This window comes from Micromonospora rosaria, from assembly GCF_001567585.1.
GTDB lineage: Bacteria > Actinomycetota > Actinomycetes > Mycobacteriales > Micromonosporaceae > Micromonospora > Micromonospora rosaria.
The window spans coordinates 20,130-41,412 of the sequence record NZ_LRQV01000054.1 but is presented as its reverse complement, the minus strand read 5'-3'; the positions used below and the strand labels follow the sequence as shown (position 1 = coordinate 41,412).

The following is a 21,283-nucleotide window of genomic DNA, read 5'->3' as shown; positions in this document are numbered from 1 at the left end:
GTCCGCGCGACCGCCGGGCGGGACGGGGGTACCGGAAGCGTCGCGGCGGGGCCTCCCCCGCCCGCCGGGCGTCCCGGTGGCGGGTGTGCGGGGCAGGTCATCCGACACGGCGTACCGTCCCCTCGCCGACCTCGTACCGGGTGCCGCGCAGGGCCGCCGGCACGTCCTCGGGTACCGCGCAGGTCACGATCAGTTGGCTGGCGCCGCCGACCAGTTCGGCCAGGCGTTCCCGGCGGCCGGCGTCGAGTTCGGCGAAGACGTCGTCGAGCGCCAGCACCGGCTCGATGCCGTCGGCGCGCAGCAGGTCGTACCCGGCCAGCCGCAGCGCCAGCGCGTACGACCAGGACTCGCCGTGGCTGGCGTACCCCTTGGCGGGCAGCGGGCCGAGGGTGAGCGACAGGTCGTCGCGGTGCGGGCCGACCAGGGTGGTGCCCCGCTCGACCTCGGCGCTGCGGGACTCGGCGAGCGCGGCGGTGAGCGCCTCGGCCAGGGCGGCCCGGTCGGCGGTGGGGTCGGCCAGCTCCACCGAGGGCCGGTACGCGATCCCGGCCGCCCCGCGACCGGCCGCCACCGCGTCGTACGCCTTGGTGACGTGCGGGGCGAGCGCGGCGACCAGTTCCAGCCGGCCGGCGAGCAGTTCCGCGCCGTGCCGGGCCAGGTGGGTGTCCCAGACGGCCAGCGTGGAGAGGTCACCGCCCCGGGTGCCGCCGGTCTTGCGGGCCAGGTACGCGGTGCGCAGCAGGGCGTTGCGCTGCTTGACCACCCGGTCGTAGTCGGCCCGCACCCCGGCGTACCGGGGCTGGCGCAGCACCAGCAGGTCGTCGAGGTACCGGCGGCGTTCGGCCGGGTCACCCCGGACGAGTTCCAGGTCCTCCGGGGCGAAGAGCACCAGGCGCAGCGCACCGAGCACGTCGCGCGCCCGGCGGGCCGGCGAGCGGCCCAGTCGCGCCCGGTTCGCCTTGCCGGGGACGATCTCCAACTCGACCAGGAGCTCCCGGCCGTCGTGCAGCACCGCGCAGCGGATCACCGCTGCGGTGGCGCCCATCCGGACCAGCGGAGCGTCGGTGGCGACCCGGTGCGAGTCCAGGGTCGCCACGTAGCCGAGCGCCTCGACGAGGTTGGTCTTGCCGACGCCGTTCGCGCCGACCAGGACGTTCGGGCCCGGCTCCAGGTCCACGCCGACCCGCTCGTACGAGCGGAAGTCGACGAGTTCGAGCCGGCGGACGTGCACGGGTGGGCTATGCCGCTCAGGGCTTACGGACGGCGTGCCCGCCGAACTGCTGACGCAGCGCGGAGACGGCCTTCATCGCCGGGGAGTCGTCCTGCCGGGAGGCGAACCGGGCGAAGAGGGACGCGGTGATGACGTTCAGCGGCACGCCGAGCCGGACCGCCTCGTCGACGGTCCACCGGCCCTCGCCGGTGTCCTCGGTCCAGCCGCTCAGCTCGGCCAGCTCCGGGTCCTCGTCGAGGGCCCGGTCCAGCAGGTCCAGCAGCCAGGACTGCACCACCGTGCCCTCGCGCCAGGACTTGATCACGCCGGGCACGTTGGTCACCAGTTCGGCGGCGGAGAGCAGCTCGAACCCCTCGGCGTAGGCGTGCATCAGGCCGTACTCGATGCCGTTGTGCACCATTTTCGCGTAGTGCCCGGCGCCGACCGGGCCGGCGTGCACGAAGCCGTACTCGCCGGCCGGCTTGAGCGCCTCGAAGACCGGCATCAGCCGCTCGACGTGCTCGTCGGCACCGCCGACCATCAGGCCGTACCCGTTCTGCCGGCCCCAGACGCCGCCGGAGACCCCGACGTCGACGTAGCCGATGCCCCGCCCGGCGAGGCGCTCGGCCCGGGGGGCGTCGTCGCTGAACCGGGAGTTGCCGCCGTCGATCACGATGTCGCCCGCGGCGAGCACGGCGGCGAGGTCGTCGATGGTGGCGTCGGTGACCTTGGCAGGGACCATGACCCACACCGCCCGCGGGGCCTGGAGCTTGTCAGCCAGCTCGGCCAGGCTCGCGACGTCGCTCAGCGCGGGATCGCGGTCGTAGCCGACGACCTCGTGCCCGGCGGCCCGCAGCCGCTCGCGCATGTTGCCGCCCATCCGGCCGAGTCCTACCAGGCCGAGCTGCATGGGTTCCTACCTCCGGTGGGTCGAGGTCGAGGGGTACGGCGCGCGATCAGCGGGACACGCGGATCGGCATGATGAGGTAGCGGTACCCGGGAACGACCTCGCCATCCTCGCCTGCGGGGGAGATCACCGCCGGCTTGAAGGCGTCGACGAACTGGAAGACGGCGGTCTGGGCGCCCAGGTTGGACAGGCCGTCGATGAGGTACTGCGGGTTGAAGCCGATGGTGAGGTCGTCACCGGTGAAGGTGGCGTCCATCGCCTCGCTGGCCCGCGCCTCCTCGGTGCCGCCGGCCTCGACCACCAGCCCGTCGGCGCTGAAGCTGAGCAGCACCGGGGTGGTCCGCTCGGCGACCAGCGCGACCCGCTTGACGACCTCGATCAGCGTGCTGACCGAGAGCCGGGCCTCGGCGTTGTGGCTGGCCGGGAAGAGCGAACGCACCGGCGGGTAGTTGGCGCCGTCGAGCAGTCGGCTGGTGGTGCGCCGGGTGCCACCGGCGAACCCGATCATGCCCTCGCCGGCCGCACCCTGGGAAAGCGCCATGGTCACCTGGCCACCGAGCGGGCCGAGGGCCTTCGCGGTGTCGTTCAGCGTCCGGGCCGGGACCAGGGCGTTGATGCTGACCTCGGCGTCGTCCGGGTTCCACTCCATCTCGCGCAGGGCGAGCCGGTACCGGTCGGTGGCGAGCATGGCCAGGGTGCTGCCGGAGAGCTCGATCCGGACGCCGGTCATCATCGGCAGGGTCTCGTCCCGGCCGGCGGCCACGGCGACCTGGGCGACGGCGGCGGCGAACGCGGCGGCGTCCACGGTGCCGGCGCTCTCCGGCATGTCCGGCAGGCTCGGGTAGTCCTCCACCGGCATGGTGGGCAGGGTGAACCGGGCACTGCCGCAGACCAGCTCCAGGTGCGCGCCGACGGCGGCGATGTCCACCGGCTTGGCCGGCAGCGCCTTGGTGATCTCGGCGAGCAGCCGCCCGGAGACGAGCGCGGCGCCGTCGGAGTCACCCTGCACCTCGACGGTGACCTGGCTGGAGACCTCGTAGTCGAACCCGGAGACCTGCAGGTTGCCGTCGGTGACCCGCAGCAGCACACCGGCGAGCACGGGTACGGACGGCCGGTTGGGCAGGCTCTTCGCGGTCCACGCCACAGCCTCGGCGAGCGCGTCGCGCTCCACTCGGAACTTCATCAATGCCTCCGCGTCGACGTCGACGACAACTCTCTCATGCCGACCGCTGCCTACCGACCCGCCTGACCGTGCGGGTACCCATCGCACCTTAGGGCGCGGGGGCATCGGCTGTGCGCCCGACCCCGGGCTTCCTGCTGATGCGGTCCGACGGTCCACGGCCCGTTCGGGCTGCGATCCACAGGAAGCTCAACGGTGATGATTGGTTTTTGTTGTCTTAGAAGATCTAACTCATCGTCTTCATCGCACCTGTGCAAACTGGGGATAACCCGCGTTTGGGCAGCTCAGCACCGTTATCCACCGGTGGTTTTGCTGTGGAGAACCCGGGGTACAACTCGCGTTCGTGTCCACAGGCCTCGCAGGATGGCTGGTTTTCCACCGTCGTCCACTGGTTATCCACCGGTAATCCACCGACTTTCTCCCCAGTGCTGTGGATGACGGCGGACGATCCACACCCCGTTTTCCCCAGAACCTTCAACAGCTCATGCACAGGCGGGTGCGGACCGGTGGACAACGGGAGCCGTCGTCCCCAGCCGTCCACAGCTCGTCCCCAGGGTTTCTCCACAGGCTGTGGGTAACCGAGGTGGGACGGAGCGTGGTTTTCCACCGACCGTGGACAACCGGCTGTGGACAACCTGTGGACGCTGTGGACAAGCACTCGACGATCGTGGGGCCTGAACCTGGTGGAGACACAAGCCTGGGGACAACGGAAGCCGTCTCCGGAGTGGCCGAGAACTCGGCGGAGCGACCGTGCGGGCGGGTCCCGACCGGGAAAATCCGACGCGGGCCGGGCGGTGGAGACCTCGACGTGGGCCGGGGCAGCCGACCCGGGCCGGTGCAGTCGACGTGGGCCGGAGAGCCAGGCGCGAGGCTCGGGCTCAGACGACGTGAGCCCGGCCTTGGGCGGCCGGGCTCAGACGTGTCACGACTCGGTGGTGGTCGCAGGAAAACCCAGCGGGCCGGAAAGGGCTCAGCGCGCCGCCCCGGCGAGGTCGGGCCGGGGTACGGCTCAGGTGGTCTGCTTGATCCGGTTGGTCAGCTCGGCGATCTGGTTGTAGAGCGACCGGCGTTCGGCCATCTGCTGCCGGATCTTGCGGTCGGCGTGCATGACCGTGGTGTGGTCCCGGCCGCCGAACGCCTGCCCGATCCGGGGCAGTGACAGGTCCGTCAGCTCCCGGCACAGGTACATGGCCACCTGGCGGGCGTTGACCAGCACCCGGGAGCGGGAGTGGCCGCGTAGGTCCTCCAGGCTGACCCCGAAGTAGTCGGCGGTGGCGACCATGATCTGGTCGGCGGTGATCTCCGGGCCGGCGCCGTCCGGGATGAAGTCCCGCAGCACCTCCTCGGCCAGCGCCAGCTCGACGGTGGAGCGGGTCAGGCTGGCGAACGCGGTGACCCGGATCAGCGCCCCCTCCAGTTCCCGGATCGAGTTCGACACCCGGGAGGCGATGAACTCCAGCACGTCCGGCGGGGCGTAGAGGCGTTCCTGCGCCGCCTTCTTCTGCAGGATCGCGATCCGGGTCTCCAGGTCCGGCGGCTGGATGTCGGCGAGCAGCCCCCACTCGAACCGGGTCCGCAGCCGGTCCTCCAGGGTGGCGAGCTGCTTCGGCGACCGGTCGGAGGTGATCACGATCTGCTTGTTGGCGTTGTGCAGCGTGTTGAAGGTGTGGAAGAACTCCTCCTGGGTCCGCTCGCGGTTCTCCAGGAACTGGATGTCGTCGATCAGCAGGATGTCGACGTCGCGGTAGCGGCGCTGGAAGGCGCTGGTCTTGTCGTCCCGCAGCGAGTTGATGAAGTCGTTGGTGAACTCCTCGGTCGAGACGTACCGGACCGAGCGGGCGTTGCCCAGCGTGGTGGCGTAGTGCCCGATGGCGTGCAACAGGTGGGTCTTGCCCAGCCCCGAGCTGCCGTAGATGAACAGCGGGTTGTACGCCTTGGCCGGCGACTCGGCGACCGCGACGGACGCGGCGTGCGCGAACCGGTTGGACGAGCCGATGACGAACGTCTCGAACATGTACTTCGGGTTGAGCCGGTTCCCGCCGGTGTCGGCGCCGCCGGGGAGCCGCCGGTCGTCCCGTACGCCCGGGCGGTGATCTGCGCCACTACGCCCCGGTCCGTTGTCCGTGGCCCCGCCCAGTCCCCGCAGGTGGTCGGCCCGGCCGGCGGTGGCGTCCTGCCGGTACCGGGGCTCGAAGCCCCGCATGTCGTCGGCCGGGTCGAGGCCGCCGCGCTCCCCGAACCCGGGCCGGTCCGGGCCGGCCCGGTCGAGCCGGAGCTGCTCGCCGAAGGCCGTACCGAACAGCGGCTCCTGACCGTCCCGGCTGGCCGGGATCGAGCCGGACCGGTGACCGTCCGGGGTCGGGCCCGGGTGGGTGCCGTCCGGCGGCTGCCCGGCGTCGGGGCGGAGTCGGTGCTCGTCGGCGTTCCGACGCTGGCCGGGATCGTCGGGCTGGTCGGCCCGGGTGCCGTGGTCGGCGCGGTCGTGGTGCCCGGGGCTCGGGAACAGCGGGGTCTCCGCCAGCGGTCGCCGGGCGTCGGGGCCGAGCCGCCCGTCGGGTACGGCGTCGAAGTCCCCGGTGTCGGCGCTGCGGTAGACGGTGCCGGCCGGACGCGTGGCGGGCTCCTCGGCGATCCGGACGGTGACCGCCACCTGGATCTGTCGGCCGAGCCGGCGGCTCAGCGCCTCGGTGATGGCCGGCCGGAGCCGGGACTCGATGACGTCCCGGGTGAAGGCGTCCGGGACGGAGAGCAGGACGGTGTCCTCGACGATCGCGCGGAGCCGGGTGAGTCGCAGGTAGGCGCGCTGCTGGGCGGAAATGATCTCGTCGGCGAGTTCGTCGGTCGTCGCCGTCCACACCGCGGCAAGGTCGGTCGTTCCGGCCACCGTCGTGCCACCCCCTCGCCTCTGCTACCGACCACCGCCGCCACCCGGGTCGACCGCCGTCGGCTCGGGACCACCCTGAGCTGGCGGAACGTCAACCGACCGACCGTCGTCCACAAGTTATCCACACCCTGTGTACCGACTGATTGTGGCCGTCCGCCGGATGCGGGTCGAACCTGACCCCCCACATCCGCCACGGCTGCTGAAGCGGACCCACCGTGCCGAACGATCCACTACCTTGTCCGGTCTTGCCCTCCGGCGACAAGCCGGACGCATCCTCTCCGCCGGCTCCCGTCGTCCGGCGCGGCACCGGACCCCGAAGACACTGACCGCAAACGGGCACGCTAACAGCGTGGTCCACAGGCCTACAACCGACCCGGCCCCGGCATCGTTGTCGGTATGAGTGAAAACCGCCGCATCGGTCGTGGTCAGCGCCGGGATCGTGGAGTCGATCTTGTTTGACGGTCGTTGCCTGCCTGCGTAGGCTGGAGCGGCTGCTCTGTCGCCCTCTGCTAGGGTGATGGGTGCTTGCTGTCCGCGGTCGCAGCCTCGCACCGCTGGGGGTCGTCGACCGCAGCCCTGCGCCGCCGGGTCGTCGGTCACGGCCCGCCCAGCCCGGGGTCCGTGATGTCGGGCAGCATTGATCGGAGGCCACCCGCCGTGGTGGCCTGGACCACCACACGACCCCGTGGCCCTCGTGCCCCGGGGCGCACGGAAGACGGAGAGCCTGACGTGAGCAAGCGCACCTACCAGCCGAACAACCGCCGGCGCGCGAAGACCCACGGCTTCCGGCTGCGCATGCGCACCCGGGCCGGCCGCGCCATCCTCTCGACCCGCCGCGCCAAGGGCCGCACCCGCCTGTCGGCCTGAGGCTGACCGGTCCGGGGGACGTGGGCAGTCGTGCTGTCGGCCGCGCAACGACTGCGGCGCAGCACAGACTTCGCCGCAGCGGTCCGCGCTGGCCGTAGGGCCGGCCGGGGAGCCGTCGTCGTCCACCTGGCCACGCCGGTGATCACCACGTCGAAGCCGGCGCGGGAGATCGGTACCGAGGACTCCTCGACACCGACCCGCGCCGGCTTCGTGGTGTCCAAGGCCGTCGGTCCGGCGGTGGTCCGCAACCGGGTCCGCCGTCGGCTGCGGCACCTGGTCCGCGAGCGCCTCGCCGGGCTGCCCCCCGGCAGCACCCTCGTCGTCCGCGCGCTGCCACCGGCGGCCGAGGCGTCGTACCACCGGCTCGGCGCGGACCTCGACGCCGCGATCGACGCCGCGCGGACGGCCCGGGGCCGGCGGTCGCGGTGACCGGCGGGTCGGCTACTCCCCGGTACCCCTCGGCGGGTGCCAGGGTGCTGAGCGGCCCGATCGTCGCGTACCGTCGGTGGATAAGCCCGGCGTTGCCGGCCCGCTGTCGGTTCTACCCGTCGTGCAGCGCGTACGCCCTTGAGGCGATCGCCCGGCACGGCGCGATCCGGGGAGCCTGGCTGACGGTCCGGCGACTCCTTCGCTGCCACCCATTTCACCCAGGTGGGCACGACCCGGTTCCGGAGCCGGGCGCCCGCCGCCGTGCCGATGTGACTGGAGCCTGAGAATTGAGTCTCGACTGGATCTACTACGCGATCTCGTGGATCCTGCTGGCCTGGCACTCGGCCTGGGACGCCATCGGGGTGCCGGTCGGCGAGGTCATCGGCACGAACTGGGCCTGGATCCTGGCCATCGTCTTCCTGGTGGTCACCGTCCGGGTGATCCTCTTCCCGGTCTTCGTCAAGCAGATCAAGTCGCAGCGTGCCATGCAGGCGCTTCAGCCGCAGGTCAAGGCGCTGCAGGAGAAGCACAAGGGTGACCGGGAGACGCTCCAGAAGGAGATGATGGAGCTCTACCGGAAGGAGAAGGCCAATCCGTTGATGGGCTGCCTTCCGATGTTCCTCCAGATCCCGGTGTTCCTCGGCCTCTTCCACGTGCTCCGCCGGCTCAACCCGGACAAGAGCGAGGCCGGCAAGACGCTCTACGGCTGGACGGTGGGGCAGTTCGACAGCGCCTCCCACGCGACGCTCTTCACCGCCCCGATCGCCGGCAAGTTCGGCTCGACCGCCGAGGAGCTCGCGAACCTCAACGCGAACGGCACCACGGTCAAGGTCATCGCCGGTGTGCTGGTGCTGATCATGATGCTGACCACCTACCTGACCAGCCGTCAGATGATCCTCAAGACCGGCTGGGCCGAGGACCCGCAGCAGAAGATGATCCAGCGGCTGATGCTCTACGGCATCCCGGCCTCGCTGCTGGTCTCCGGCGCGATCTTCCCGATCGGTGTGATCATCTACTGGGTCACGAACAACCTCGTCACGCTGGGCCAGCAGCAGTGGGTGCTGCGCAAGTTCCCGCCGCCGCCCACCGCCGGCGGCGCGACGAAGTCGACCTCGGCCGGCAAGCCGGCGCAGCCGGCCAAGACCGGTGGCCTGTTCAACCGGAGCAAGCCGGTCGAGGCGCCGGTCAAGCCGGCCGCGCCGAAGGTCGCCGGCCCGAAGCCGGGCGCCAAGCCGACCACCGCGAAGAAGAACCGCCCCGCCAAGCGGCGCGGTTGACCCCCACCGGCCGTCGCCCCCTCGGGCGGCGGCCGGTTCCGACCCGTGCAGCCGCCGCAAGGCCGGCGCCGGTCGGAAGGCACCGCGCGGAGCGCGGCCACGGGCGGGATCGCCCGGAAGACGTGCCCGTGGGCATCGGCGACCTCCTGCCGAACCCCGGGAGATCAACGGACCCGACGGTCCGGCCGAGCGAGTACGGAGATGAGACCGTGACCGACACCAGCATCCCCCACGCCGAGCAGTCCCCGGAGACCGAGTCCGGGCCGATCGTGGCGAAGGGTGCCGACGGACCCGACGAGACCGAGGTCGAGGCGGGGCCGCGGGAGAAGAAGGCCCCGGCGGAGAGCGAGCTGTTCCGGCAGAGCGAGATCGCCGCCGACTACGTCGAGGGACTGCTCGACATCCTCGACTACGACGGCGACATCGACGAGTTGGTCTCGGGCGGCCGACCGGTGGTCGAGGTGGTCGGCGGCCGGTTGCAGAACCTGGTCGGGCAGCGTGGCGCCACCCTGGAGGCACTGCAGGAGCTGACCCGCCTGGCGGTCTTCCGGCAGACGGGTACGCCCAGCCGGCTGCTGCTCGACGTGGGTGGCTACCGGGCGAACCGCCGCAAGGAACTCGCCGCGGTGGCGAAGAACGCCGTGGAGAAGGTCAAGGAGTACGGCGAGCCGATCCGCCTGGAGCCGATGTCCGCGTTCGAGCGTAAGTGCGTGCACGACGTGGTGAACGCGGCGGCCGGTGTGGAGAGCGAGTCCGAGGGCGTCGAGCCGAATCGGCGCATCGTCGTCCGGCCGGCGGACTGACCGGGTGGTCCGCGACGATCGGACGGTCGACACCGTCTCCGGCCCGGGTGGCACGCCGCCCGGGCCGTTCCGTGTCACCCCTGCCGTCCCACCCGGAGCCCCCGACGCCGCCGCACCCGGTGCCGGCGCTGAACCATCTGGTGTCGAGCCCTCTGGCCCTGAGTCTCCTGGCCCTGAGTCGCCGGGTGGTGAGCCGGCGGGTGGGGCACCGGTCCAGCCGGGCGGCGCGGTGCCGGGGCGGCACCCGTCGACGGCGGACGCGGTGCTGCCGCCGTCGCTGGCCGGATCCGCCGCGACGCTCTTCGCCGACCGGCTCGACCTGGCCGCCGCGTACGCGGAGCTGCTCGTCACCGACGGCGTGGTGCGGGGGCTGATCGGCCCCCGGGAGGCACCCCGGATCTGGGACCGGCACCTGCTCAACTGCGCCGTCGTGGCGGAGCGGATCCCGGCGGAGGCGGTCGTGCTCGACGTCGGCTCCGGAGCCGGGCTGCCCGGTCTGGTCCTGGCGATCGCCCGTCCCGACCTCACGGTGACCCTGATCGAGCCGCTGGCGCGTCGTACCGCCTTCCTCATCGAGGCCGTACAGCACCTGGGGTTGGCCCGGCAGGTACGGGTGTTCCGGGGACGGGCGGAGGAGGCGGCAGCCGGTGCTGCCGGTACCGAGCCGCTGCGCGGCGACGTCGTCACCGCGCGGGCGGTGGCACCCTTGGACCGGCTCTCCGCGTGGTGTCTGCCGCTGGTCGGTCAGGGCGGCCGGCTGGTCGCGATGAAGGGCGCCTCGGCGGCGGAGGAGATCGCCGAGCACGCCGAGGCGGTGCAACGGCTCGGCGGTGGCGTACCCGAACTGCACCGGTGCGGGGTCGGGCTGATCGATCCACCGACGACGGTGGTGGAGATCGTCCAGGAGCGGGCACGGGCGGTGCGCCCCGCCCGGCGGGCTCGGACCGGTCGGGGCGGTGGCCGGGCGGCGCGACGCTGACCCGGGTACCGCCCTTTCCGAGCGGGTCGGGCGGTCGTTGAACCAGTGCGACGGGTCTGTCCAGCCAAACCGGCATGGACCCGCCGCGCCCGTCCGCCGTAGGCTGACCGCGCGTCGATAGTGTGGAGCGGACGGTGTCGGATGCCTCGGATCCCGGCCGCTCCCGCCGGGCCTGTGCTCCGTGATGTGTACGCGCGAGGCCAATTGACGGGATGCGGACCGACCATCCGAAGCGGGTAGGGATGACAGGTGCATGACGACGGCAGGTACGACGATCCACAGGTGACCGGTTTCGGGGGACGTCGCTCTGCGGGCGGCGACGTTTCACGTGAAACTGACCACCCGGACTGGTCCGGAGGCAGTTCCTACCCGTCGCCCGTGGTCGGCCAGGCGCCTGCGGTGCGAGGTGCGGCGGCAGCGGCACCCGGCGTGGGGCCCCGTGGCGACGCGGGGCGCGCGGCTCCGCACGCCGACGGCGTGTCGCCGCCCCCGGGCGGCGGGGGCGCAGGAACGACCGACCCGACAGCGACACCCGCCGGAGAGTACGGGGCGACGGAAGTCGCCGAGACCGCGTACGTTTCACGTGAAACCCCGACGCGCGAAGAGGATGATCCACCGTTGGCTATGGAGGCGATGCGCGCCGTGCAGATCCTGAATCCGAGTGGCGAGGTGACGATGCCCCGCCCGGAACGGACCCGGGTGATGTGCGTCGCGAACCAGAAGGGCGGCGTGGGCAAGACCACGACCACGGTGAACCTCGCGGTGGCCTTGGCCCTGCACGGTAACCGGGTACTGGTCATCGACCTCGACCCGCAGGGCAATGCGTCGACCGGGCTGAACGTCCCCCACCACACCGGGGTTCCGGACGTCTACGACTGCCTGATCGACAGCGTCCCCCTGGCCGAGGTGGCCCAGGGGGTGGAGGGCATCCCGAACCTGTGGTGCGTGCCGGCCACCATAGACCTGGCCGGTGCCGAGATCGAGTTGGTCTCGGTGGTCGCCCGGGAGTCCCGGCTGGCGCGGGCCATCGCCGCGTACCCCGGTCACTTCGACTACGTCTTCATCGACTGCCCGCCCTCGCTCGGACTGCTCACGGTGAACGCGCTCGTGGCGGCCCAGGAGGTGCTCATCCCGATTCAGTGCGAGTACTACGCGCTGGAGGGGCTGAACCAGCTCATCAACAACATCAACCTGGTACGGCAGCACCTGAACCCCTCGCTCGACGTCTCCACGATCCTGCTCACCATGTACGACCGTCGTACCCGGCTCGCCGACGCGGTGGAGCAGGACGTCCGGAACCACTTCGGCGACAAGGTGCTCCAGGCGGTCATCCCCCGCAACGTGCGCGTCTCCGAGGCACCCAGCTACGGCCAGTCGGTGATGACCTACGATCCCGGATCACGAGGGGCGACGAGTTACTTCGAAGCCGCTCAGGAGATCGCCGAGCGAGGGGTCAAGGAGAGCCGGTGAGCCGGAATGTGTAGTGCGGACAGGTCGCTGGGAGGCGTCGTATGAAGAATCGTCCTCGTGGCGGGTTGGGCCGTGGGCTCGGGGCGCTGATCCCCACCGGGCCGGCGCAGACCACTGCGGTCGTACCGTCGGAGGCGGACCCTGCCCCGGCCACCGGCCCGGTCGACAGCGCCGCCCCGGCCGAGCCGGCCGTACCGGTCAACGGCGCCGCCGCGCCGGCGGAGGCCGTACCGCCCGCCGTCGTGACGAGCCCGGTGCCGCCGGCCGAACCCGAGCTGGCGCTCAGCCCGGTGCCCGGGGCACGGTTCGCGGAGATCCCGGTCGACTCGATCCTGCCGAACCCCAAGCAGCCGCGGCAGGTCTTCGACGAGGAGGCCCTGGAGGAGCTGAAGACCTCGATCGAGGAGGTCGGCTTCCTCCAGCCCATCGTCGTGCGGCAGCTCGACGAGGAGAAGTTCGAACTCGTCATGGGCGAGCGGCGGTGGCGCGCGGCGCAGGCCGTGGGCCGGGAGAACATCCCCGCCATCGTCCGGGACACCCGGGACGACGCGATGCTCCGGGACGCGCTGCTGGAGAACATCCACCGGGCGAACCTGAATCCGCTGGAAGAGGCCGCCGCCTACCAGCAACTGCTGGAAGAGTTCGGCGCCACGCACGAGGAGCTTGCCCGGCGGATCGGCCGGAGCCGTCCGCAGATCTCCAACACCATCCGCCTGCTGAACCTGCCCGCCCAGGTCCAGCGCCGGGTGGCGGCCGGGGTGCTCTCGGCGGGACACGCCCGTGCCCTGCTGAGCCTCGACGAGCCGGAGGCACAGGAACAGTTGGCCCTGCGGATCGTGGCGGAAGGGCTCTCCGTGCGGGCGACCGAGGAGATCGTGGCCCTGGCGCTCAGCGACGGCACCGCGCAGAGTGCCACCCCGAAGCGCCGTTCCAAGGCACACGCGCCGGCACTGACCGACCTGGCCGATCGGCTCTCGGATCGTTTCGACACCCGGGTGAAGGTCGACATCGGCCGGAGCAAGGGGAAGATCACCATCGAGTTCGCCACGGTGGACGACCTGGAAAGGATCGTCGGCATCATCGGGGTCGAGCCGGAGGAGAGCCAGGAGAACTGAACTACACCAGTCCCGTCGGGGCGTGCGATTCCAGACCGGATCGCACGCCCCATTTGCTTTCGGGGCGGGCCCTTCCCCCACCGTCGGCGGGACTCTCCCCGTCAGGGTCTCGCCGACGGTCTTCGGTCTCGGCACCCTTGCAGCGACCGGTTGACGGCCAGACGGTGCTGCGGGTGTGACGGGTGGCGGCCCGGCGGCGACGGTCGTTCCGCCAAGCGGGCGCCACCACCACCTATGGAAGACGCGGCGCTGCGGTGCCGGGCGACGGCCCAGGGCAGCGTGAGGCGGGCAAGAGTAGCGAAGGCACGGTCCGGCGCAGGCCGGCCGTGGCGAGCGGGGACGGCGAGCGGGCTGTCGTGGTCTACGGGCGGAGAACTGACGACGCCCACCCCTGGGTCGGCGTTTCACGTGAAACCGAGCCCAGGGCGCCGCTGGGCCCGCACCCCGACCACTCAAGCCGCTGTACGGCCCCGCCGCTCCGGTGGTAACTGCGGCACACCACGGCGGGCAAGCACACCCCGCCCACGCAGGCCGGGGCGCACGGCGAGGGCGTGACGGTCAGCCGCCGTGAGCGAACCAGCTTGGGAGGAAGCCTGTGGATAACCGTGGACGCCTCGTGCGCGGCTGGCCGCCCGTGCCGGACACGAACGACGTCCACCAGGCCGGCCGCTCGCGAAGCCGAGAGGCCGCTGCGGACATCAGGAGTGGCGGCTCGACGGTCGCTGGCCGGGCGCTGGGCGTCACCGCCCTTTTCGCCGCCGGGTCGGGGAGGAGTGGGGCCGGGGGCGACCGACCGATCCGGCGGGCCGCCGCGCGGCCATCCCCGCGATCAGTAAGGGGGTCGGTTGTCCACAGTCGTTGCTCTCGCCTCGAAGTTATCCACAGCGGTTTTCCACAGGCTCACTCGTTTCACGTGAAACAGCGCGTCAATCGGGGTGCGAGCCTGTGGATGACGGCGTGTGTCGGAGGATCACCATGCTGTGGACAACGCCCGGACGGCCGTCCCCGGTGCCCGGATGAAGATCCGGTTGCCGGGGGTAGGGACAGCGCCCCCGGACTCGGTTAGGGTCAGCGTCGTGCACGAAACCCCTCCCGCGGTGCCGGATTTCACTCAGTGGCCGTCCTTCCCCTTCGAGGGGGAACTGCGGGTCAAGCAGCTCGAAGACCCCGTCCCGGTGGAACCTCCCCGCAAGGGTGAAGGGCAGCGGGAGTGCACCGCGTGCAGCGCGCCGGACGACGCGTACATCTGGGTGGGTGAGCGGTGGCGGGTGCGGGCCATGGACCGCCCGACCGGCCTGCCGATGGTGCTCATCCTGGAGTCCCGGTCCCACCTCGATCTCGGGGACCTGCCGAACCTGCTCGCCGCCGAGTTGGGTGTGATGACGGTACGGCTGGAGCGGGCCATCCGGTCGCTGGACGGGGTGGCCCGGGTTCACGTGAACCGGTGGGGTGACGGTTCGTCGCACTTCCACATGTGGTTCCTCGCCCGCCCGTACGGGCAGCTCCAGCTACGCGGGACCTTCCTCTCCCTCTGGGACTCGATCCTGCCCCCCATCTCCGAGGCGCAGTGGCGGGAGAACCTCGCCATGGTGGCCGCCTGGCTCGCCGAGTTCGAGGGGCGGCCACTGGCCGAGCCGCCCCGGATCCAGTGGCAGGCGCCGTCGAGTCTGGGGGCCGCAGCCGCCACCGACACCGGTGCCAAGGAGGAAGACGAAGGCTCCTCGGTTATCGAGGCGGCCGACGAACTGCCCTGACCGGCGCCCGTCCGCACCGGACCCGCTCAGGAGACGAACGGAACGGCGGACCGCAGCACCAGCCGGCAGCGGTGGCGGGGGCCGACCTCAGGGGCGGCGGGCGGCGGCCCGCGCGACCAGCGACCCGAGGACCCGACCGAAGTCCAGCCCGGCCGCCTGCACCGCCAGCGGCAGCAGCGAGGTCTCGGTCATCCCCGGTGAGACGCTGACCTCCAGCACGTTCGGCCGACCGTCGGCGTCAACGATCAGGTCCACCCGGGAGAGGTCGCGCAGCCCGAGGGCGGCGTGGGCGGCCAGCGCCACCTCGGTGACATCCCGGGTCACCGCCGGGTCGAGCCGGGCCGGCGCGTGCCAGGTGGTCCGGCCGGCGGTGTACCGGGCCGCATAGTCGTACACCCCGTTGCGGGGGACGATCTCGACCGGCGGCAGCGCCTGCGGGCCGTCGCCCAGGTCGACCACGGACACCGCCACGTCCATTCCGGTGACGTACCGCTCGACCAGCGCCGTGGAGTCGTACGCGAAACAACCGACCATCGCGGCCGGCAGCGACGCGGAGTCGCGGACCACCGCGGCACCGAGCCCGGAGCCGCCCTGCGCGGGCTTGACCATCAGCGGCAGGCCGAGCCGGTCCACGATCCGGTCGAGCACCGCCACCGCGCCCAGCTCGGAGAAGCGGTCGTGCGGCAGCGCCACCCAGTCCGGGGTGGGGATGCCGGCCTCGCGCAGCACCGCCTTCGCCGAGGGCTTGTCCCAGGCCAGTCGGGCGGCCCGGGCGTCGCACCCGACGTAGGGGATGCCGCAGAGGTCGAGGACGCCGCGCAGCGAGCCGTCCTCACCGGTGGCCCCGTGCAGCGCGATGACCACCGCGTCCGGCGGGTCGGCGGTCACCGCCGGCAGGAGCGCGACGTCGGCGTCCCGCAGCTCCGCCTCCAGTCCGGCGGCGCGCAGCGCGTCCAGGACCCGGCGGCCGGAGCGCAGCGACACGTCCCGTTCGTAGGAGAGACCCCCGGCCAGGACCAGCACGTGCAGGTCGGTGGCGTCGGCACGGTCGTCCGAGCTGATGGCGGAACCGGTCACGACGGATCGTTCGGCAGCGGTGGCACCCATGCCGGAATCATGCCAAGTCAGGTCCGGGGGTGTCCGCACCGGTCTGCCTGCGGCGCGGGCCGGGGTCGCCGACGGCGCCGAAGACCCGGCGCATCGCGATGTCCTGCTCCATCACCGAGGCCAGCCGACGGACCCCCTCCCGGATCCGCTCCGGGGACGGGAAGGAGAAGTTCAGTCGCATGTTTCCGGCGCCGGTGCCGTCGGCGAAGAAGCCGGTACCCGGGACGTACGCGACCCGGGCGGCGATCGCCCGGGGCATCATCGCCTTGGCGTCGAGGCCCTCGGGCAGGGTCGCCCAGACGAAGAGCCCGCCGGCCGGCCGGGTCCAGGTGGTGCCGGCCGGCATCAGGTCCATCAGCGCGCCCAGCAGCGCGTCCCGGCGTTCCCGGTAGACCTCCCGGTAGACCTTGAGCTGCTCCCGCCACGGCATGGTGCCCAGGTAGGTGGCGACGGCGCTCTGCGCGTACGCGCTGGGGCAGAGGATCTGCGCCTCACTGGCGATGACCAGCTTGTCGCGGACCGCGTGCGGGGCGAGGATCCAACCCACCCGCAGGCCCGGGGCGAAGGTCTTGGAGAAGGTGCTGAGGTAGAAGACGCCGTCCCGGCGGCGGGCCCGCAGCGGTCGCGGCGCGTCCCCCTCGAAGCCGAGCTGGCCGTACGGGTCGTCCTCGACCACCAGCAGGCCGGCCCGCTCGCAGATGTCGAGCACCCGCTCCCGGCGCTCCTCGCTCAGCGTCACGCCGGCCGGGTTCTGATACGTCGGGATGGTGTAGAGGAACTTCGCCCGGCGGCCGGAGCGGGCCACGTCGGCGATGGCCACCTCCAGGGCCTCGGGCACCAGCCCCTGGTCGTCCATGGGCACGTGAACGACCTGGGCCTGGGCGGCCTGGAACACCCCGAGTGCGCCGACGTAGGTCGGCCCCTCGGCGAGCACCACGTCACCCGGGTCCAGGAAGAGCCGGGCCACCAGGTCGAGCGCCTGCTGACCGCCGACGGTCACCACCACGTCCTCCGGGGAGGCGCCGCAGGCGGCGTCGATGCCGGAGAGCGACATCACCTCGCATATCCGTTCCCGCAGCTCCAGGGTGCCCTGGCCGATGCCGTACTGGAGGGTGGTGGTGCCGTGCTCCGCGCCGAGCTTGCCGAGCATCTCGCCGACCGCGTCCAGCGGCAGGGCGGCGATGTAGGGGGCGCCACCGGCGAGGGAGACCACCTCGGGGCGGCTGGCGACGGCGAAGAGTGCCCGGATCTCCGAGGCGGTCATGCCTCGGACCCGCCGGGCGTACCGGTCGGTGTAGTCGTCGAGCGTCGTGCCGGTCATGACATCACCTCGATCGCGTCTCGGGAGGCTCCCCGCCCCGGGTACCCGGGGGACCGGCGGCCATGGCGGCGCGGACACCGGTTGGTCGATCCTAGTCCCGTCCGACCAGGTCCGTCGGCACGGCGGACAGATCGTCCACATCCCGGACCCCTGGGTGGGGCCGGCGCGACCTGCCCGTCCGGGCCGGGCCGGCGGGCGGGGTGCCGACGGCGGGTTTGCGCGTCGGCTCCCGTACGGGCCGGGGACGGCGTACCATCGCCTGTCGGAGGCAGACGAATGCGGCGGCGTCCCGTCGTCGCCGGGCGGGGGTCCGTTGCCGCCGGGCGGGGCGATGCCGGCTTGGTCGTTCCGTGCCGGACCCACCTCCGAGCCTACTGTGGGGATGCGCCAATGTCGCGACGCCTGGTCAGCCTGACTCTCGACACCCTGGAGGACCTGCCCACCCGGTGCCGGCAGTGCGTCCACTGGGAGCTGGACCCGGTCTCCGCCGAGCGGGCCTGCGCGGCCGGCGATCCCGGGCTGGAGAAGGAGGCCTGGGTCTCGCAGACCCTCCTGGAGTGGGGCTCCTGCGGCAAGCTCGTCTACGTCGACGGGATGCCGGCCGGTTTCGTCATGTACGCCCCACCGGCGTACGTCCCGCGTTCGATGGCCTTCCCCACCTCCCCGGTCTCCGCCGACGCGGCGCTGCTGACCATGGCGCACGTGGTCCCCACCTTCGCCGGTGGCGGGTTGGGCCGGATGCTGGTGCAGGGCGTCGCCCGGGACCTGACCAAGCGGGGCATCAAGGCGATCGAGGCGTTCGGGGACGCCAAGTTCGGCGACTCCGACGACCGGACGGGCGGCTGCCTGGCCCCGGCGGACTTCTTCCTCTCCGTGGGCTTCAAGACGGTCCGGCCGCACCCGCGCTACCCCCGCCTGCGGCTGGAGCTGCGGACGGCGCTGAGCTGGAAGTCCGACGTCGAGTACGCGCTGGAGAAGCTGCTCGGCTCGATGAGCCCGGAGACGCTGCTGCGCCCGGTCCGCCCGGCGCCGGCCACCCGCTCCACCCCGGGCTGACCGGCGGCCCGGGTCGGGCCGCCCGCCCGGCGGCACCCCGGTCAGTCCGGCACCCGGCCGGCGGCCACCGCCGCCCGCAGCTCGCTGACGTCGATCGAGCCGGTCGGCACGTCGCGCTCGATGGGCAGGTACATCCGCTGGACCGCGGCGACGATCGCCTCGGCCACCCGGTCCCGGAACCGGGGGTCGACCAGCCGCCCCCGGTCCGCCGGCGAGGTGAGGTACCCGACCTCCACCCGGACCGCCGGCATCCGGGTCAGTCGCAGCAGGTCCCACGCCTTGGCGTGGGAGCGGCAGTCCCGGAGCCCGGTGCGGGCGACGATCTCCCGCTGCACCAGGCCGGCGAGGCGTTCCCCGGTGGCCGAGGTGACCCCGTTGTCGGTGCCGTAGTGGTAGGTGGCGACCCCCTCGGCGGCCGGGTTGGCGTGCCGGTCGGCGTGCAGCGAGATGAACACGTCCGCGCCGAGGGAGTTGGCGAGCTGCGCCCGGTCGGTGTCCGGCAGGCAGGTACGCGGGGCGGGCCCCCGGGTGAGCTGGACCCGTACCCCGGCGGCGGCGAGCCGGCCCTCCAGCCGGCTGGCCAGGTCGTGCACCAGGTCCGCCTCGGTCCAGCGGAGCAGGCCGTCCGGTACCACCACGCCGGGGTCGGTGCCGCCGTGCCCGGGGTCGACGACCACGGTCCGGCCGACCAGGGTGGGACCGGACTGGCGGATGGCGTCGGACTCGCGCAGCCACTGGGGGCGTCCGCCGACCACCTTGCGACCGAGCCGGCGCAGCGCGCCCATGGTGTGCGGCCCGCACGAGCCGTCCGGTTTCAGCCCCACCTCCCGCTGGAACTGGGCCACCGCGCGGGAGGTGCGGATGCCGTAGATGGCGTCCGCCCGGCCCACGTCGTACCCCATTTCCAGCAGCCGTTCCTGCAACGAGCGGACGTCCTCGCCGATGAGCGGCTCGGGTACGGCGTGGTAGAGGGTCCGGGCACCGAACCGCCAGCGCGCCGCGTCCAGCGCCCGCCAGGTCTCCTCCCCGACCCGGCCGTCCGCGCTGAGCCCCCGGGACTGCTGGAAGGCCCGGACCGCCCGTTCGGTGTCGGCGTCGAACTCGTCGCAGGAGGTGCGCCCGTCGGCGGGGGCGAGCAGGTCCAGGCCGGTCAGGACGGCGCGGATCTCCCGTACCGCGGTGCCCTGGTCGCCGGGTCGGATCGGACGCACGCACGACCCCCTCTTCGCGGATGCTGGCTGGCCGGACGTCGTGGCCGAACGGACCGGAGGCAGCCGAAATGCCCTGGTTTCGACTGCCTAGGGAGCGTATCCCGGCGGCTGGCGACGCGCGGTGCGTTGCCACGATGCGTCGGTCGCCGGAATCTTCCCGCCCGGCCGCCCCCGGAAACCTCCCCGCCCCGGCGGACTGCCCCGGCCGGGGGCCGGAGCGGCGGAGGCAAGCGCCGGAGAAGACCAGAGACCCCCGCCGCCCGGAGTGGGCGACGGGGGTCTCTGGGTGTGGCGGGTCAGAGCGCGGACTGGATCAGCTTGACCAGGTCGCCCTTGGGCTTGGCGCCGGCGATCGACTGCACCGGCTCGCCGTCCTTGAACACGGTGAGGGTCGGCACCGACATCACCCGGTACGCCCGCGCCGTCTCCGGGTTCTCGTCGATGTTGAGCTTGACGATGGTGACCTGGTCCCCCATCTCGCCCGCGATCTCCTCCAGCAGTGGCGAGACCTTGCGGCACGGCGCGCACCACTCGGCCCAGAAGTCCACCAGCACCGGCTTGTCGGACTTCAGCACGTCACTGGCGAAACTGGCGTCGGTGACCGCTCTCGTTGCTCCCACTATGCCCCTCCTCCGGGTGTGTGTCGGTTTGGTCAGCCCAGGGTGGCGATGAACCGCTCGGCGTCGAGCGCGGCGGCGCAGCCGGTCCCGGCGGCGGTGATCGCCTGTCGGTAGGTGTGGTCGACCAGGTCGCCGGCGGCGAAGACACCGGGCACGCTGGTCCGGGTGCTCGGCGAGTCGACCTTGACGTACCCCTCGTCGTCGAGGTCGACCTGACCCCGGAAGAGTTCGCTGCGCGGGTCGTGGCCGATGGCGACGAAGACGCCGGTCACGTCGAGGACCTTGCTCTCGCCGGTGTGCACGTTGCGCACCCGGGCGCCGGTGACCTTGCCGTCGGCGCCGAGGATCTCCTCGACCACGGTGTTCCACTCGACCTTGATCTTCTCGTTGCCGAGCGCCCGCTCGGCCATGATCTTGCTGGCCCGGAACGAGTCCCGGCGGTGCACGATGGTCACCGACTCGGCGAACCGGGTCAGGAAGCTGGCCTCCTCCATCGCCGAGTCGCCCCCACCGACCACGATGATGTGCTGGTTGCGGAAGAAGAAGCCGTCGCAGGTGGCGCAGGACGACACACCGTGTCCGAGGTACTCCTGCTCGCCCGGCACGCCCAGCGGACGCCAGGCGGAGCCGGTGGCCAGGATGACGGCGCGGGCCCGGTACGCGGTCTCGCCCACCCAGACGGTGCTGACGGCGTCGGAGCCGGTCGCGCCGGTGTCCACCAGCTCGACCCGGGTCACGTCGTCGGTGAGGAACTCCGCGCCGAAGCGCTCGGCCTGCTTGCGCATGTTGTCCATCAGCTCGGGGCCGAGGATGCCGTCGGCGAAGCCGGGGAAGTTCTCCACCTCGGTGGTCGTCATCAGCGCACCGCCGGACTGCACGCCCTCGATGACCAGGGGCTTCAGGTTGGCGCGGGCGGCGTAGACCGCCGCCGTGTAACCCGTCGGCCCGGAGCCGATGATGATGAGGTTACGGACGTCTTCCACTGCCGTCTCCCGATGTGTGTCGTCGCCACCGCCTCCGACGGGGGGACGCCGGGTGAGGTGCCGATCCGTGTGCCGACGGTTCAGCGACGCCGGCGGCTGACTTGCAGAAC

At 72.2% G+C, this 21,283-nt stretch carries 19 protein-coding genes; 10 read left to right on the top strand and 9 right to left on the bottom strand.

Features of this window, described 5'->3' with window-relative positions:
- Nucleotides 1-97: 97 nt before the first annotated feature.
- From recF to dnaA, 4 genes are all read right to left on the bottom strand, one after another.
- Nucleotides 98-1,231 (bottom strand): DNA replication/repair protein RecF, encoded by a 1,134-nt coding sequence (recF, locus tag AWW66_RS16210; RefSeq protein WP_067366611.1) that lies wholly within the window; start codon nt 1,229-1,231, stop codon nt 98-100.
- A 16-nt stretch (nt 1,232-1,247) separates the two neighbouring features.
- Entirely contained in the window at nt 1,248-2,120 is an 873-nt protein-coding gene (gene gnd, locus AWW66_RS16205) for a phosphogluconate dehydrogenase (NAD(+)-dependent, decarboxylating) (RefSeq protein WP_067366608.1), read from the bottom strand.
- A gap of 46 nt (nt 2,121-2,166) precedes the next feature.
- Nucleotides 2,167-3,300, bottom strand: a complete 1,134-nt coding sequence (gene dnaN, locus AWW66_RS16200; protein ID WP_067366605.1) for a DNA polymerase III subunit beta — start codon at nt 3,298-3,300, stop codon at nt 2,167-2,169.
- 1,006 nt (nt 3,301-4,306) lie between these two features.
- Nucleotides 4,307-6,181, bottom strand: coding sequence for a chromosomal replication initiator protein DnaA (gene dnaA / locus AWW66_RS16195; protein WP_067366597.1), 1,875 nt, complete (start codon nt 6,179-6,181; stop codon nt 4,307-4,309).
- Between the two features lie 729 nt (nt 6,182-6,910).
- Here dnaA and rpmH point away from each other — a divergent pair.
- The 9 genes from rpmH to AWW66_RS16155 all read left to right on the top strand — a co-directional run bounded on the left by rpmH (nt 6,911) and on the right by AWW66_RS16155 (nt 14,875).
- Nucleotides 6,911-7,048 carry a 50S ribosomal protein L34 gene (gene rpmH / locus AWW66_RS16190; RefSeq protein WP_067300964.1) on the top strand — a complete coding sequence of 46 codons (138 nt, stop codon included), beginning with the start codon at nt 6,911-6,913 and terminating at the stop codon, nt 7,046-7,048.
- A gap of 30 nt (nt 7,049-7,078) precedes the next feature.
- Nucleotides 7,079-7,477 carry a ribonuclease P protein component gene (gene rnpA / locus AWW66_RS16185; protein ID WP_067366593.1) on the top strand — a complete coding sequence of 133 codons (399 nt, stop codon included), beginning with the start codon at nt 7,079-7,081 and terminating at the stop codon, nt 7,475-7,477.
- Nucleotides 7,478-7,521: 44 nt separating this feature from the next.
- Nucleotides 7,522-7,761, top strand: a complete 240-nt coding sequence (yidD, locus tag AWW66_RS32745; protein ID WP_083978535.1) for a membrane protein insertion efficiency factor YidD — start codon at nt 7,522-7,524, stop codon at nt 7,759-7,761.
- 3 nt (nt 7,762-7,764) lie between these two features.
- On the top strand, nt 7,765-8,754 hold the full coding sequence (gene yidC, locus AWW66_RS16180) for a membrane protein insertase YidC (protein ID WP_067366591.1): 990 nt from the start codon (nt 7,765-7,767) through the stop codon (nt 8,752-8,754).
- Between the two features lie 209 nt (nt 8,755-8,963).
- The gene (locus tag AWW66_RS16175) at nt 8,964-9,557 is read left to right on the top strand and encodes a Jag family protein (protein WP_067366588.1); all 594 of its coding nucleotides are present in this window, start codon (nt 8,964-8,966) and stop codon (nt 9,555-9,557) included.
- 229 nt (nt 9,558-9,786) lie between these two features.
- Nucleotides 9,787-10,536: a 16S rRNA (guanine(527)-N(7))-methyltransferase RsmG gene (gene rsmG, locus AWW66_RS16170; RefSeq protein ID WP_067366585.1), complete on the top strand. Its 750-nt coding sequence runs from the start codon at nt 9,787-9,789 to the stop codon at nt 10,534-10,536.
- Between the two features lie 477 nt (nt 10,537-11,013).
- Nucleotides 11,014-12,006: a ParA family protein gene (locus AWW66_RS16165; protein WP_396890481.1), complete on the top strand. Its 993-nt coding sequence runs from the start codon at nt 11,014-11,016 to the stop codon at nt 12,004-12,006.
- A gap of 41 nt (nt 12,007-12,047) precedes the next feature.
- Entirely contained in the window at nt 12,048-13,121 is a 1,074-nt protein-coding gene (locus AWW66_RS16160; protein ID WP_067366579.1) for a ParB/RepB/Spo0J family partition protein, read from the top strand.
- A 1,097-nt stretch (nt 13,122-14,218) separates the two neighbouring features.
- Complete coding sequence (locus tag AWW66_RS16155) at nt 14,219-14,875, top strand: hypothetical protein (RefSeq protein ID WP_396890452.1); 657 nt, start codon at nt 14,219-14,221, stop codon at nt 14,873-14,875.
- Between the two features lie 87 nt (nt 14,876-14,962).
- Here AWW66_RS16155 and AWW66_RS16150 read toward each other — a convergent pair whose 3' ends face one another.
- Nucleotides 14,963-15,982, bottom strand: coding sequence for a D-alanine--D-alanine ligase family protein (locus AWW66_RS16150; RefSeq protein ID WP_067366576.1), 1,020 nt, complete (start codon nt 15,980-15,982; stop codon nt 14,963-14,965).
- Between the two features lie 7 nt (nt 15,983-15,989).
- Complete coding sequence (locus AWW66_RS16145; RefSeq protein ID WP_067366573.1) at nt 15,990-17,303, bottom strand: aminotransferase-like domain-containing protein; 1,314 nt, start codon at nt 17,301-17,303, stop codon at nt 15,990-15,992.
- 390 nt (nt 17,304-17,693) lie between these two features.
- On the opposite strand from AWW66_RS16145, the gene AWW66_RS16140 reads away from it, so the two are divergent.
- On the top strand, nt 17,694-18,359 hold the full coding sequence (locus AWW66_RS16140) for a GNAT family N-acetyltransferase (protein WP_067366570.1): 666 nt from the start codon (nt 17,694-17,696) through the stop codon (nt 18,357-18,359).
- 41 nt (nt 18,360-18,400) lie between these two features.
- On the opposite strand, the gene AWW66_RS16135 is transcribed toward AWW66_RS16140, so the two are convergent.
- The 3 genes from AWW66_RS16135 to trxB form a co-directional block, all read right to left on the bottom strand.
- Nucleotides 18,401-19,570: an N-acetylmuramoyl-L-alanine amidase gene (locus tag AWW66_RS16135; RefSeq protein ID WP_067366566.1), complete on the bottom strand. Its 1,170-nt coding sequence runs from the start codon at nt 19,568-19,570 to the stop codon at nt 18,401-18,403.
- A 296-nt stretch (nt 19,571-19,866) separates the two neighbouring features.
- On the bottom strand, nt 19,867-20,190 hold the full coding sequence (gene trxA / locus AWW66_RS16130; protein ID WP_067366564.1) for a thioredoxin: 324 nt from the start codon (nt 20,188-20,190) through the stop codon (nt 19,867-19,869).
- 32 nt (nt 20,191-20,222) lie between these two features.
- The gene (trxB, locus tag AWW66_RS16125; protein WP_067366561.1) at nt 20,223-21,173 is read right to left on the bottom strand and encodes a thioredoxin-disulfide reductase; all 951 of its coding nucleotides are present in this window, start codon (nt 21,171-21,173) and stop codon (nt 20,223-20,225) included.
- Nucleotides 21,174-21,283: the final 110 nt, after the last annotated feature.